Source organism: Pseudoalteromonas ardens, assembly GCF_030125445.1.
Classification (GTDB): domain Bacteria; phylum Pseudomonadota; class Gammaproteobacteria; order Enterobacterales; family Alteromonadaceae; genus Pseudoalteromonas; species Pseudoalteromonas ardens.
Window position 1 is genome coordinate 137,031 of record NZ_JASJUV010000003.1, and the last position, 14,388, is coordinate 151,418.

Annotated in this window: 9 protein-coding genes; 3 read left to right on the plus strand and 6 right to left on the minus strand. The window is 50.2% G+C overall.

The genetic code is table 11. The features are described 5' to 3' along the window. Nucleotides 1-99: 99 nt before the first annotated feature. Nucleotides 100-1,569 (plus strand): KAP family P-loop NTPase fold protein, encoded by a 1,470-nt coding sequence (locus QNM19_RS11390; RefSeq protein ID WP_049864705.1) that lies wholly within the window; start codon nucleotides 100-102, stop codon nucleotides 1,567-1,569. After that, nucleotides 1,559-4,153 carry an NACHT domain-containing protein gene (locus tag QNM19_RS11395; protein ID WP_049864706.1) on the plus strand — a complete coding sequence of 865 codons (2,595 nt, stop codon included), beginning with the start codon at nucleotides 1,559-1,561 and terminating at the stop codon, nucleotides 4,151-4,153. Before QNM19_RS11390 ends, QNM19_RS11395 begins: the two co-directional genes overlap by 11 nt. 33 nt (nucleotides 4,154-4,186) lie before the next feature. Here QNM19_RS11395 and QNM19_RS11400 read toward each other — a convergent pair whose 3' ends face one another. Further along, nucleotides 4,187-5,155 carry a class 1 fructose-bisphosphatase gene (locus tag QNM19_RS11400; RefSeq protein WP_049864707.1) on the minus strand — a complete coding sequence of 323 codons (969 nt, stop codon included), beginning with the start codon at nucleotides 5,153-5,155 and terminating at the stop codon, nucleotides 4,187-4,189. Between the two features lie 159 nt (nucleotides 5,156-5,314). On the opposite strand from QNM19_RS11400, the gene QNM19_RS11405 reads away from it, so the two are divergent. Continuing rightward, nucleotides 5,315-7,741 (plus strand): zinc-dependent metalloprotease, encoded by a 2,427-nt coding sequence (locus QNM19_RS11405; protein WP_049864708.1) that lies wholly within the window; start codon nucleotides 5,315-5,317, stop codon nucleotides 7,739-7,741. A gap of 57 nt (nucleotides 7,742-7,798) precedes the next feature. Here QNM19_RS11405 and QNM19_RS11410 read toward each other — a convergent pair whose 3' ends face one another. From QNM19_RS11410 to QNM19_RS11430, 5 genes are all read right to left on the minus strand, one after another. Beyond that, nucleotides 7,799-8,776, minus strand: coding sequence for a heme-binding protein (locus tag QNM19_RS11410; RefSeq protein ID WP_284026714.1), 978 nt, complete (start codon nucleotides 8,774-8,776; stop codon nucleotides 7,799-7,801). Nucleotides 8,777-8,946: 170 nt separating this feature from the next. Beyond that, nucleotides 8,947-10,920, minus strand: a complete 1,974-nt coding sequence (locus QNM19_RS11415; protein ID WP_284026715.1) for an alkaline phosphatase family protein — start codon at nucleotides 10,918-10,920, stop codon at nucleotides 8,947-8,949. 1 nt (nucleotide 10,921) lies between these two features. Continuing rightward, nucleotides 10,922-12,010 (minus strand): ferritin-like domain-containing protein, encoded by a 1,089-nt coding sequence (locus QNM19_RS11420; protein WP_049864711.1) that lies wholly within the window; start codon nucleotides 12,008-12,010, stop codon nucleotides 10,922-10,924. A gap of 13 nt (nucleotides 12,011-12,023) precedes the next feature. Further along, nucleotides 12,024-13,859, minus strand: coding sequence for a GMC family oxidoreductase (locus tag QNM19_RS11425; protein WP_284026716.1), 1,836 nt, complete (start codon nucleotides 13,857-13,859; stop codon nucleotides 12,024-12,026). Nucleotides 13,860-13,869: 10 nt separating this feature from the next. After that, nucleotides 13,870-14,358, minus strand: a complete 489-nt coding sequence (locus QNM19_RS11430) for a hypothetical protein (RefSeq protein ID WP_049864712.1) — start codon at nucleotides 14,356-14,358, stop codon at nucleotides 13,870-13,872. Nucleotides 14,359-14,388 lie beyond the last annotated feature (30 nt).

Below are 14,388 nucleotides of genomic sequence, written 5' to 3' on the forward strand. Positions count from 1 at the left end.
CATGTACCGGGCTAGGCGTCAGGCTGAGTTAATCTATAGTTTTAATTTTGGTAATTCAGTAAGATAGCTTTTATCTATTCCACTAGTAAGGAAAACTGAGTGACTAACACCCGCCACAGCCACAACGATCAACCTACCCATATCCCTTGCGACAACCTGGGAACGACCGGGTTTGTAAAAAATGTCACCTACGATATTAAGCACTCAGAAAGTCCTAAAACCATTGCTATCACGGGCTACTGGGGCAGTGGTAAAACCTCGTGTCTGGCGGCCATTTTTAATGAGCTGACGGGTATTGCGCCAAATGAGCTACAAACTGGCAGGCAAAATCAGCAAAAGGGCTCAGACTGTGTTGGGATCTGGTTTGAAGCCTGGCGTTATCAGCATGAAGCTTCTCCTATTGTTGCTTTGCTGCATTGCATTAAAAACCATTTTTCGACCAGCTCCAAATTCATTAACAGTGTCGGTAAACTGACAAACATCAGTGTACTGGGTGCCCTGACGGTATTTGACGGCGTGATTAAAACTGCGTCTATGGGGGCGTCTGGTTTCGATAAAATACAGAAAATGGGTGAAAAGTACGAAAAAGATAACCTGCTGAGCAGGCTGGCTGCCGATCAGATCAATGATGCACTGACTCAGGCAGTAGAAACTTTAGTAGGCAAAAAGCGCAAAAAGCTGGTGATCTTTATTGACGATTTGGATCGCTGTGAGCCCGACGTGGCGTACAAATTACTGGAAGGCCTGAAACTCTATCTGAATATCCCCAATTGCACTGTGGTAATGGCCATCGATCAGCAACAGGTTGAGCGCTTTTTACAGCGCCAGTTTATGACGCTTGTGCCCGAGCAGCAGGCTGAGGCACAAAGCCAGTACAGCTACCTTGGCGTGGAGTACCTGGAAAAGTTATGTCAGGAGGCCCATCGTTTGCCGGTCCCCAGGCAAGATCAGAAAGAAGCCTTCTTTGTACATCATTTAGAGGCGCTGTATCGGGATAATGGCGCACCTCAGTTAGTGGCTGAACTGCAAAAAGTATTGGCGCAGTTTGATTGTTTGCCAGCTAACCCCCGGCGTTTAAAAATGCTGGCTAATCGGGTCGCGGCCTATTTTCGTAAATGTAATTATAACGGTCTGGCGGGAGAGCTGGCAGATGCCAATGACTTTTATCGGGAATTTAAGCCCATTGAGGCGCCTAAACGGGAATTTGTGTTGTCTGCCCTGGTGTTAATTGTGGCCAGCCTCAGTGTCAGCTACCGGCGCATTTATGAAAGCATAGAAATCAGCGAGAAAGCGGGCATGGATATCTATAATTTCTGTAAGGAAACTAAGAACGAGCAATTTAATAGCAACAGTTCCGTATTTAAAGAGCTGAACAAAGATCATCATGATACCAGTATCAATGCCAATTATGAGCACCCCAGCGATTTAAGCGTTTTTAAACTTCGCTGCCTGTTTGATACAAATTATGGATTGCACCACAGAGCAGGTATAACACCGGCAATGCTAAGTGATATGATGCATCAGTTAATTCAGCACTATAACCATGGTGAGAACGATTATGCCCTATAAACCGACCGCCTTACATGCATCGCTGCCGGCGTATCAGCCGCCAGAGACTGAACAATTTATAGATTTGCATAAGTCGGCTTTGTATCGCTACCTGGATGAAATCACCAATCAGGAAGTTTATTTGGATAATCAGGGGCTGGAGCTGGACGACAGCGATGGCGATAGAGTGTTGGTGCATATTGATGAGCTCTATGTAGTGCCACACCTCAGCGAACAGCGTATTTCACCAGAAGAGCTGGTGGAAGCGGGGGAGGACCAGCAAGCAGTGGACAAACTGCCCCTGCGCAGTGTGGCCGAGATGCTTAGTACTCATCCCAGAGCGGTGATCCTCGGTGACCCCGGGGTAGGCAAAAGCACCTTGTTAAAATGGTTATTGTGCTCACTCAGTCACTGGAGTGATAACTATGCCCGGCGTCGTATTGGGCCGTTATTTCCCCTGCTGTTACGGGCCCGCAATTTAACCGCCGATACCATTGTGCCCTGTGACAACGATGACTTTATCCAACTGATCCTGCGCTTGCAGGGCAAGTCTTTATCTCAATGCATTGCACAGGACAGTGAAGCTTATCAGGTACTGCAAGACAGGCTGGCCTGTGGCCAGGTGTTATTGATGGTGGATGGCCTGGATGAGGTCTCCGACAGAGTAAAAGCCTGGCTGGCTGAGCAAATAAAACAACTTCTGAGCGACTATCCAAAAATGCGCCTGCTGATGACCAGCCGTGTGGTGGGGTTTGAACAAAGTGAATTGTGGCATAGTAGGTCAGCGGTCCAAGACCTTGAACCAGCTTTAAAATCTAAGATAGGCGAGCTTTTTAAGAGAAGACGTGCGGGTCAAGTAACTGCTACAGGTTTACTAGCAATCTCTTATTTGGTCCCGTTTCTGCCTGAACAAAGGCGCACTTTTTTAAAGAACTGGTCCAGAAAATATCTGCCTCCTCAGCAGGAAAGGCAAATACAGTTTCAGGAAAAGTTAGAAGAAGTATCTATTAACCTAAAGCAAATTAATTTACTGTCACGTATTCCTGTTCTTCTGAATTTAATCTGTTTTGTTCAATGGCGCAGTGGCCAATTGCCAGATGGTCGGGCTGAGTTGTATAAACGTATTGTCGGTACGTATCTGGAATCTATGGATAAGGTACGGAACATGACACCTGACTTTAATGGTCACTATGATTATAAAGACATTTGTAACTGGCTTGGCAAACTTGCATTTTGTATGCAGGCAGGTGATTTATGTTTGCCAACGCAGCCACTGAATATAGTCTCGGAGGATGACAGCATCCTTGAAGAATACCGCGAACAACTTCCGGTAATTGGTTCGCAAGATTTGATTCTTCAAATAACGCAAGCTCAACTAGAAAAGTTCCTTGTACTGCAGCTTACCGAAGTCATGTCTGTGTACGACGCTGAGCAGCAATGTAAGAAGCTAATAGATTACCTGAAATATCGAACTGGTTTCATTATTCCAAAGGGAAAAGAGGCAGACCAAGAGCTTTATGGTTTTAGCCATTTGTCTTTTCAGGAGTATTTTTCGGCCTACTTTATTAGTTTGAATTTCGAGCTTGTAAAGGAAGAAGCCGGATCAAATGAAAAGTATATGGAGGTTTTTAACTCTTTACTCAGTAGTGCTAGTAATGAGGAATGGGAGGAAATTTGGCAACTTGTGTTTGAGGAGCTTACTCTGCAAGGGAAAAGCAGGAAGCAATTGGATAGACTTTTTAATATGTTATTTTCAGAGGCTGAATTTGAGTCGTTTAACGTTCCGGAGGTAAAGGCACTGATTTCTAGCAATCGTGCAATTAAACTCTCTGACAAAGTTAAACAGTGTAGTCAAAGTGAAGTAGCGGGCAAGGTATTGAGCTACTCCATTCGGCACAGCCCTGTTTTTTATAATATTACTCGTAGTTACATTAAAGATTCACATAAATTATCGATGCTGTTAACGCGACTGGATAAGGTGTTGATAGATGAACAGATGTTGAGTGGGCATTGGCCTGAATCAAACAAATTTTACGACGAAGTGTATGTAAACTATGAAACGATTTCCTTTGTTGAGCGTTTACCTGCTTATAAAACAAAAAGTCTGTCTTTATGCTCTGATAAGGTGACTGCTCTGCCATCATTATCTCAATTTTCAGAAATCAACAGCCTGTCTCTAAAATGTTTAAACGTCTGTGAGCGAAAGGATTTATCCTCGTTAAGGCAAGTGAGCCATGCAGAAGTGTATGATGGGAGTTCAGCAATATTGGAGTCATTAACTACGTTGCCAAATTTAAAGCAGTTGAGATTTCAAGTGGCTGATTTAAAAAGGATACCTATATTTCAATATGTAGAAAGTATGGAGATAGGTTTATCTGTCGTAAATGACTTTAGTTGCTTGAAAAAGATCCCCGAATTGCAATCTTTGTGGCTTACTTTTTGCACAGTTGGCAGTGGGGCAAATTGGCTTGAATTGCTAGAATTAAAAAAACTCAAAAAAATTGAAATTCAATCTCTTTACAATGATTGTATGCCCCCAAAAAGAGTATTACGCAGATTAGAGAAGAGTGGCATACAGGTCATTACTGAGATGGTAGACTTGTAGGCGCAAACAAATTGCGCCTACCAATCCTAACGCTTACTTATGATACCCAAGACACGCTTCGACTTCGTTTTTCGAGCCTAAGATCACCGCCACGCGCTGGTGGATATGCTCCGGGTCGATATCCAGAATGCGTTGCTCGCCGGTGTGGGCCAGGCCGCCGGCTTGCTCTACCAGCATCGCCATCGGGTTGGCTTCGTACATCAGACGCAGCTTGTATGGCTTTTCCGGGTTTTTGGTGTCGGCCGGGTAAGTAAACAGGCCGCCGCGACATAGTACGCGGTGTACATCACCTACCATGGCAGCAATCCAACGCATGTTGAAGTTTTTACCGCGCGGGCCGGTGTCGCCTGCTAACAGGTCGTTGATGTAGTTTTGCATGGCCGGTTGCCAGTGACGCTGGTTTGATGCGTTGATGGCAAATTCTTTAGTGTCTTCCGGGATTTTGGCAAACTCTTCGGTCAGCAGGAAACTGCCGTGGGTTTTATCCAGCGTGAAGATACGCGTGCCTTTACCTGTGGTCAGTGCCAGTGTGGTGCACGGGCCATACAGAACGTAGCCTGCGGCAATTTGCTTGTGGCCCGGCTGCATAAAGATAGTCGGATCAGCCGGATCCGCGTCTTCCGGGGCTTCCATGATAGAGAAGATGGTGCCTACCAGAGAATTGATGTCGGTATTGGACGAACCATCCAGCGGATCGAATGCGACAATAAATTTGGCATCCGGGCTGCCCGCAACCGTGCCTTCTTCTTCTTCTGACGCAATGGCTTTCACATAGCCAGATTCCAGCAGAATGTCTTTGAGTAGCTGGTTAGACAGTACGTCGAGTTTCTTCTGAGTTTCGCCCTGAATGTTTTCATCCAGCGTTGAGCCCAGCACGCCTGACAGCGCGCCCTGACCTACGCGGAAAGAGATTTCTTTACAGGCAGCCAGAATGGTTCGGATCAGAGAAACCAGTTCACGGGAACAGCCGTCTTCAATTAACACCGGTGGAAGTCTACGCATAAATTTTAGTCCTGATAACGGTTATGTTGCAGCCCTGATAGAGTGAGAGAGCAGGCCACAAACAGCGCTGAATTTTGTCCTAAATAACTGTATTTTGTATACGATTTAATATACAAATGAGGTACCAGTCATCTAACCTAACACAACAAAGATAAGAAAATGCGAAAAACACGCTTTGCACCTCACATGCTCTCGGCTTTGCTACTGGCTATGATACCCCAAGCGCACGCTGCAATTAAGTCAATTGATGAATTTACTGACAAACTCAACCATTTCCCCGGGTTTTATGCGTTCTACAGCGACCCTGCCAGTGGCAAAATTTACCTGGATGTGGATAAACTTTCGCAGCCGTTCTTACTCCAGCATAGTCTGCCGTATGGTGTCGGATCCAACGACATTGGCTTAGATCGCGGCCAGCTGGGTAGCACTTACCTGGTGCAGTTCGAGCGCTTTGGTGACAAGGTGATGCTGCGCGCACTGAATACCTATTTTCGTGCCAGTGCCGATAATCCGGCGGAGCAGCAAAGCGTCAAAGAGGCGTTTGCCTCCAGCATTTTAAATGGCTTTAAAGTGGTCGCCGAAGATGATGACAGTGTCTTGATCGATTACACCCCTTATCTGCTGTCGGATGTCCACGGCGTGTCACGAACGCTGGCAGCGCGCAAGCAGGGTAGTTACAGCCTCGATACCAGCCGCAGCGCGACTTATATGCCACGCTCCAAGGCCTTTATGAAAAATACCGAGCTGGAAGCAGTACTGACCTTTAAGGGCAGCAAGCCTGGTGAGTATGTGAAGCAGGCGACGGCCAACCCCTATGCGGTGACAGTCCATCAGCACCACTCGCTGATTGAGCTGCCGGATGACAATTATCAACCCCGCGCATTCCATCCGCAATCGGGTTACTGGAGCATTGAGCATAAGGATTACTCAGCGCCGCTGAGCGAGTCTATGTATGTGCGTTATATTCCGCGTCACCGTTTGAATAAGAAAGACCCGACAGCAAAAGTCTCTGAGCCGGTCGAGCCGATTGTGTATTACCTGGACCCGGGTGTGCCGGAGCCGGTGAAGACCGCATTACTGGATGGTGCGCGCTGGTGGGATCAGGCCTTTGCTGCGGCGGGTTACAAAAATGCCTTTCAGGTCAAAGTACTGCCGGAAAATGCTGATCCGATGGACATTCGTTACAACGTGATCCAGTGGGTCCACCGCGCGACCCGTGGCTGGTCATATGGGGCATCGGTGATAGACCCGCGTACTGGTGAAATCATTAAAGGTCACGTCACCCTGGGCTCGTTGCGTGTGCGCCAGGATATTCTGATTGCCGAAGCGTTAGCTGCGCCATTTGTAAAAGGTGATGAAGTGACCGCGCATCTGCATGCCATGGCGCTGGACCGTATTCGTCAGCTCAGTGCCCACGAGATTGGTCACACGCTGGGGATTGCCCATAACTTCTCGGCGTCTGTAAAAGACCGTGCCTCCGTGATGGACTACCCGCATCCGCTGGTGGGCATGAACGATCAGGGTGAGCTGGACATCAGCAAAGGCTACGCATCTGGCATGGGGGAGTGGGATACCCAAGTGATCAAGTATGGCTACAGTGACTTTACCGCAGTGGATGAAGCTCAAGGGCTGGCTGCTATTCTGGCAGAGAATAAGAGTAAAGGGCTGGAGTTTATCTCGGATGCTGATGCCCGTCCGAAAGGCGGTGCACACCCAACTGCCCACTTGTGGGATAACGGGCAAGACCCGGCTGCTGAATTGACGCGGGTGCTGGATATTCGTCGTAAAGCGCTGGCCCGTTTTGGCCTGAATAACATCAAAACCGGTGAGGCGTTATCTCAGCTGGAAGAAAAGCTGGTGCCGTTGTACTTGTTCCACCGTTATCAGGTGGAATCGGCAGTGAAACTGATCGGTGGCGTAGACTACGACTATGAAGTGCGTGGCGCGCAGACTGTCAAAGGCGCACAAGTGGTAGGCAAGGCGCAGCAGCAGGCAGCGCTCTCGGCCCTGCTGGATACCTTGTCTCCTGAACAACTGATGATCCCGGAATCAGTACTGGCATTGATCCCGCCCAAAGCCTATGGCGAGTATAAAACCCGTGAAAGTATCAAAGGCCGAACTGGTCTGACACTGGATGCGATGGCGTTGCCAGAAGTGGCGGCTCAGCATACCCTGAGCTTATTGCTGAACCCGCAGCGGCTGAATCGATTGGCGCAGCAGGGGGCGCGTAATCATGCCAACCTGAACAGCGACGATCTGCTGAATACGGTGTATCAGCATGTTTTTCAGCCGAAAGCAGAGTCGGGCATGGCGACGAAACTGGCGCAACGTGTGCAGTTTTTAACAGCCTACCGCCTGGCAGAGCTGGGTAGCAGCGATAAGCTGGCACCAGAAGTCCAGGCCCAGTTGCGTTACTATCTGAGTCAGCTGGTAGAACAGTACAGTGACGACTCTCTGTTTGGTGGCAGCAGCAAGGCCGATGCATTCGACACCTACCTGGCAGACTTAGTGGCGCAGTATCTGGAAAGTGGTCAATGGCCGCAAGGTTTTAAAGCCCTGCCGATGCCGCCAGGCTCGCCTATCTAATCTTGCAAAAAAGAAAACCGGACTGACATCAGTCCGGTTTTTTTATGCCCACTACACTTAGGCCTTTTTGACTAAGGTGTTGGTCGTGATGTGTGGGAAGGTGACGAGCTGGCTCTGAATGGGGATCTCCATGGTGATATTTTGCGAGTACTGCAACTGGGTAAAGTTGTCACTGCCATCGAGTGATTCCAGCCAATAGCTGATGGCGTAACGGCTGACGTTGGCGTGTTGTTGCTCAAAGCCAATGTTGGTGACCGGAATGCCGGAGTGCGCGGTATCGACTTCCAGCAGAATAAACTTCTTAGGCGGTGAGACTTCCAGTGCATTATTCAGTGGCTGATTGGGGTTCAGGGTAAAATCCGGATTCAGGTTACCGACGCTTTTGGTGCTGTACTGATCGGTGCTGACATCATGGGGCAGGCCCATGGGCAAGACGTCGCTCTTGCTCAGCATCGGAATCGTGGGCACCCCTGTGCCTGACTGAAAATGCCCGCTGGCCAGAATAGAGTTACCATGTGGTACCGACATTTGCTTGATAAAGTCATAGTTTTGCGTCGGTGGCACACTGTTTGGGACCGTTTCAGTTCCGATCCCCGGCTTTTCTCCGTTGCCATAGGGCCCCAGCAGTTGTTTCTGATCGGTCAGGAACAGCAGTGAGCCATTTTCGGCATGCACCAGCTGATCTTTTGCCGGGCCATCGGCAAAGTAAACGCGCTGCTCGTAAAACAGGGTGTTGGCAACTTGCGTGCCTAAGCCACCGCGGTTGGGCGCTGTGCCGTGAATGGCTGAAAAGGTTAATTCTTCATAGTAAGCAAAGTTTTTCAGGATATAGCTGGTTTCCTGAGGTAGTGGCATCAGGCAGTAAGAAAACGGTTTGTCCGTTCCCCCCATGCCGGAGTTACCCAAAGGTTGATTGGTCCAGGTACCGACCAGGTGTTGTAGCGGGCCCAGCTCTGTTGTCGGCGCTGGCGGGTTTTCCTGTGCCGGGTCGATCAGCAAAGGTTTTGAAAGATCAGGGGGCGTTACGTCAGTCATGATGGTTTCCTCATTAATTGCTACTGGCATTCCATGGGTTATCCCAAAGTGCCATAGGCTTGATCCCTACAGTGACTGCTCGAAGGCGGCGGGATCCCTGGCTGCCTTCGTCTGTACTTACTGATTCATCTTAAATCGATCGTCATTGTCAGTGTGCCGCTGCATGACCTTTATGTAGCGCGATAATCTGTCGATAAGTAAGCGGCTACATGGGCCCGCAACTGCTGGTCATGACTACTCAGATAGAAGCACCAAAGCTGGTCTTGATAGCGCGTAGCGCACAGCGAGGTGCCCGAGTCGCGATGGGCGTTGTTGAGCATCTGTTGCTCACTCCAGCCTGCTTCGGCCATGGTGCCATAGCCGTTGCTGGTGGTATCGGCTTTGGCTGGGTCATAGGAGACAGCCTGCTGACTGGTGAGCACGCCTGGAATAGAAAAGCAGGCGCTCAGTAGCTGCTGACTGTTGGGGGCATTGTGAAACAAGTGGAGCACACCATCGAGCGTCGCTGCGGCGAGGTTGCCTTCACTTTGATAGCTGTGTTCCTGCGGCTCTGGCTCATCGGGCGTCAGTTTGCTGGGTGCCTGGGAGAAATGGCCAATGCCAAACCCATTGGTCGACCACTGGTGACTCACGGCATTGTCTTGTGGTCCGGCATAGGTGCTGTTACTCACATCGGTGACATTAAATTCTGCACTGTTATAGCTCAGACAGGCCAGCGCCTGACCATTGCCTTCGCGATATATCAGCAGGGTATTGCTGCCCAAAGAAGCTAAAGTGAATGGGCCTGTGGGTTTGCACACCAGCGGTTGCGGCTTAGGTTGCCACTTTTGCTGGGCATAACGCTGTGCTTGCATGCAGTCCTGCTGATCGCGATACACCAGTAACAGATCGTGACTCTCTGGCAACACCTGTAATGCCAGGGCTGATATGCTTTCATTGCTGGGAGCAGGCAAGGTTTGCCAGCCCTGATTAGTTGTGAGGGTGTGCAGGGTCACACGCAAGTCCATATCACGGTATCCCAGCACCAGTGTATTGCCCTGCGCACTGAGCTGAAGTTGATCTTTGCAGTCCGTCTGAAGCTGTAATGGCGCTGACCAGCTATGGCCGTCAAAGCTGGTACAGTGCAACTGACCGGGCTGATCATGTCGAGTATAGAAGAGGTAAAGTTGCGTACCCAGACTGGCGGCTTGCAAATCGCAGATCTGTTCCAGGTGCGGCACGGACTGAGCTCGTTGCCAGTGCAGCGATTCATCCCACAAAAAGCGGAAATAGTTCGCATGGCGGTCGTTCTTGCCCAGTGTACCGAGTGAAAAGTTCTCTTCAATGGTCCGCAACAAAGAGTAATGGTTGTACCCTTCGTGTTGCTGTGAGGGCGTCAGAGTATCGCCCAGTAACACCGTATAAATCTGATTTGGCCCGTCGTAGTAATATTTGTATTTCTGGCTGGTGTCATAATCCGACTCAAAATCGGCTTCGTCGTAGGTGACGACCACCAGGGTGTTGTCAGGGAGCTTACTTTCCGGGCCGGGAAAATTAATCGAGGCAAAAAATGACTTCAGCCAGTCTGCCTGCTGATCCACCAGCACTGGCGCACGCTCGCCTTTGAGGTCGTTGTCTTTGGTGCCAAGCAAATAATGCCCATCGTGCCACATGTTGGGTGTAAACCAGGCAAACTCGGGCAAGTGATCGTTGAGTAAATCCTGGTAGAACTGTGCCTCATTGCCAATTTTCTGCCAGCGCGCTTCGCTGTCGAGAATACGGGCAAATGACGAAAAGGGGTCGTGCTTGAGTACATACGGATAGCTGTCTATGGGTGTGAAGTTGTTTGCTTTCCAGGGCGTCCAGCCCGCCACATAGCTTTCCATGTAGGCACGCCAGTCGAGGTTTTGCGCTGAGTCTTCTATCAGGTCAACCAGGGTGCGTTGCGGCAATCTGGGTGGCACTTCATCGTCGGTCACATTGCACAGCTCACCCGCGAGTGAGGCGATATAATTGGTTTGCGATGGATGCATCACGCCAAAACTGTTGGTCAGCTCAATGCCCTGTGCGGCGAGGTTGCGCATATAAGGGTTATTCATCACATAACCGCGATACTGGTTCTCAAACATGATCACAATAATGTGATCGAAGCGTCTTGTGGTCATATCAGCATGCTCCCGGGCGTTTATCGATGGGGATGTAGCGCCAGGTCGGGGCTGCGTGATGACCGCTGCCATCAGGCAGTGGTACGCGCATCATACTCTGGGCTTTTTCTTTGAGTCCAAACATAGTGCCTACCGCAGCAACCAATATGTCGGGCTGGCCATTGAAGGCGAGGTGAAGTTGATCCAGCAGCAGGCTCAGGGTCAGGTTAAATTCTGTATCCAGCCGGGCGATGGCTTCGAAGGACTGATAGTTTTCTGGCTGAGGGTTTTTCAGAACCGGATAAACCTGCCGATAGTCAATGGGAATAGCGGGACCAGTTGGTCCCGAGTCGGGCGTATTGCCTTGTACATAGCGATAACCCAGCAGCAATTCATTAAAGCGATAATAGTGAGACAGCTCGCGGGGTTGCATGAAGAGCTGATGGTCGCCGCTGTCTATGCCTGTGGTTTCACCAAGCGGGAAAGGTTGCTCTGGGTTCCAGTGTTTTTCCGGTACACCTTCACCCTGGGCAACGATGGCATTGAGTGCAAAATTGGCCGAATTCAGATCGGTGATCGGCGTGATCTCTCCGCCGCCGCCATAGTAATACTTATGCGCGATTTGCTTGTCATGGCAATCTGCGGGGAACAGCGCTGGGCCATAGCGGTTATGCAGAGTTTCTAAGCCTTTTTCAATGCCGACATAGAATTCGCCTATGGTGATATCCCCCGCTTTTGCCAGATCGGCGGGCATTTCAATTTTGAGGAAGTTTCGCAGTGCCGCCGGGCTGAACTTTTGCAGGTCTGCTTCAAACCAGGTCTCACCGTCAGGCAGTCTCGTCGGAAAGGTGGGTAGAAACTCCGGACTGTTAATCGCGGGGCTGCCTCCGGTGGCGATCAATAGATTTGCGGCATTGGTTAGGTGAAACATCTCCTCCATCACGACTGAGCGGATCACTGTGTAGGCGCACTGATTAGTGCCTTCTTTTATGGAATATAAGGCGGTGAGGTAGACCGGTAGTGTGGAGAACTCCAGTTCAATGGCCAGTTGCAGATCATGATGCAGCTGTTCGAGCGTTTCTATTGGGCGTTTTTGCAGTTTGTGATACATGACTGGTCCCTCATCAATACTGGTCGAGTGCGTTTAACACGTTGTCAGCAGCCCAGAAGGTCAGTGCTGCCATGGTTAAAGTCGGGTTACTGGTCGCAATGGTGGGCATATTGCCGCAGCCAACCAGGTAGAGGTTGGGGTGATCCCAGCTGCGCTGGTCGCGATTAACCACTGAATCTTTCGGGTTATCGCCCATCAGGTGTGTGCCAACCAGATGTCCGGCACCGTTGTAGACATAGCCCTTGCCCTGATATTGCACATAGCCCGGATCGCTGGTTTTGTATTGGGTGAAGGGTTCCACACCAAGCCGCTGGAAAATGGCATCTGACACTTCTTTTGCCTGTGCCATCCCGGCGCGCGTATAGTCTGTCACTTTGTAATGGATAACGGGTCGGTAGTTGCCCAGCTGATCCCGGTATTGATCGTCTATAGTGATGCGGTTATCAGGGTCCGGTAACTGCTCGACCAAAAAACCAAAGCGGAACATGCGCGGGTATTCCTCTGCTATTTTGTGACGTAGTGCCGGGCCGAACAACCCTTGTTTGTCGATCAGATCAGGCACTGTGGCAATGGGGGCGCCTTCCGGCCAGCTCCAGCCCCAGTTGCCTATCTCAATGCGAAATGCGGCTTGCTCGGCACGAAATGCGCCACCGCGCAGAGACGGGATCCCGGATGTTGAGCCAGGCCCTCTGAATGCGCCAATTTTGCACGGCATCAGACCCCAGGTCAGCATAGTCGGATGGTCCATCAGATTGCGGCCGACCTGATCACTGGAGTTAGCGACATTGGAGGCCAATAAGAGCTTGGCATTTTCGACGGCATGGGCGGCAAGGACCACGATTTTGCCTGTCACGGCTTTATCTTCGAAAGCGGCAGAATCAGTAGAGTGGTAGCGCTTGTAGTGCACTTTGGAGATGTTCTGGGTGTTGTCATCTACGGCCAGATGATAGGCCACTGCCTGTGTTTCTATGGTTACATGGCCAGTCTGTTTGGCTTGCTCCAGTGTTTTTAGGGCAGAATATTTGGCTTGAATAGGACAAATGGGCACACAGTTTGAATTACCTGCGCAGCGCTGGCCAAGGTCTGGATTGCCGACAGCCCCCACCGGGCGATAATCACCGCGTGGCATGCCGTTGCGCCCTTGTGGTGTTGCGACCACATCAATGGGGTAGGTTTGATTCTCAATGTTAACCTGCATACCTTGCAGCCCTTTGGCGAGGTACTGATCGAGAAAACTCTGTGGTATTTGCTCCATCGGGTAGTTGTAATTTTCCTCAAATGGTAGCTGCACACTGGGATTGTCAATTTGATGGTAGTTTTGTACATCGGCATTCGCCGAGACCCCGATATGCTGCTCTGCTATTTCGTACCAGGGTTGTAATTCCTGATAGCTGATTGGCCAATCCCGGCCCCGACCGAACCGGCTTTGTAGTTCAAAGTCTTCAGGCAGCATACGCAAACAGGTGCCAAGCCAGTGCAAAGTTGTACCACCTTCGCTACGGGTATAGGTGCTGGCAAAGGGATCCGGACCATACTGGACAAAATACCCATGATCGCTAACGGGTTTATCGAGCGGTGGCTTCTGAATATCTGTCACTAAGGGTTGCGGGGCATTGGGGTTATTGGGATAGGGCGCATTGGGGATCTTAGCCATGGCAGTAAAAAAGCGCTCCATGTAGGACTCATAGCCCTGCTCTTTACCCTGATCGAAGAAACGTCCGTCAGTGCCTGTACCGGCTTCCAGGACCAACACGTGTTTGCCTTGTTCACCCAGCTGTTTAGCCATAATGGCACCTGCAATACCGGCACCGACGATGACAACGTCGTAGTCGTTATGATGATGTGTCATGTGTGGCTCCTTAATCCAGGTTGTGTGTTTTTGCTGTGTGACCGGGGAAGGCCCAGGTACCATATCCAGGCTGTTTAGCACCCATAGGGTGACTGCCCAGTGCATTCCAGACCAGGCCCTGAATATAGGCATTGCTTGAGATCACATAGTCTTCAACGGGTTGTTTATCGGCGCTGAAATCGTCGACCCCATAGAGGGCATTCCAATCAGCTGGCAGCTGATACCAGATGGAGAGGTACCACATTTTGATGATGTTTCTGGCAACAGGCCCGAGTTTGGCGCAATTCCAGATCTGGTCGTAAAAGCGCGCCTGACTGGCGTCATTGTCGAGTGCACCAATCTGCTCTGCCTGAGCGTAAAGTGCCTCAATGACGTCCTGGCGGACCCATTTACTGAGTGTCTGACAGTAAACCGGACCGACGCCCGTGCCTTGTAACTCGACTTCTTCGTAGCCAGTCAGTGTGGCACTGAGGCGATAAAAGTCGCTCAGTCTGTACATAAGTTTGCCCCTGATAGTGTAATGAGAAAA

Bases quoted from the DNA above. Each gene is read 5' to 3' on its own strand.
- QNM19_RS11395 (WP_049864706.1), top strand. From the start codon at position 1,559: ATGCCCTATAAACCGACCGCCTTACATGCATCGCTGCCGGCGTATCAG.
- QNM19_RS11400 (WP_049864707.1), bottom strand. From the start codon at position 5,155: ATGCGTAGACTTCCACCGGTGTTAATTGAAGACGGCTGTTCCCGTGAA.
- QNM19_RS11405 (WP_049864708.1), top strand. From the start codon at position 5,315: ATGCGAAAAACACGCTTTGCACCTCACATGCTCTCGGCTTTGCTACTG.
- QNM19_RS11410 (WP_284026714.1), bottom strand. From the start codon at position 8,776: ATGACTGACGTAACGCCCCCTGATCTTTCAAAACCTTTGCTGATCGAC.
- QNM19_RS11415 (WP_284026715.1), bottom strand. From the start codon at position 10,920: ATGACCACAAGACGCTTCGATCACATTATTGTGATCATGTTTGAGAAC.
- QNM19_RS11420 (WP_049864711.1), bottom strand. From the start codon at position 12,010: ATGTATCACAAACTGCAAAAACGCCCAATAGAAACGCTCGAACAGCTG.
- QNM19_RS11425 (WP_284026716.1), bottom strand. From the start codon at position 13,859: ATGACACATCATCATAACGACTACGACGTTGTCATCGTCGGTGCCGGT.
- QNM19_RS11430 (WP_049864712.1), bottom strand. From the start codon at position 14,358: ATGTACAGACTGAGCGACTTTTATCGCCTCAGTGCCACACTGACTGGC.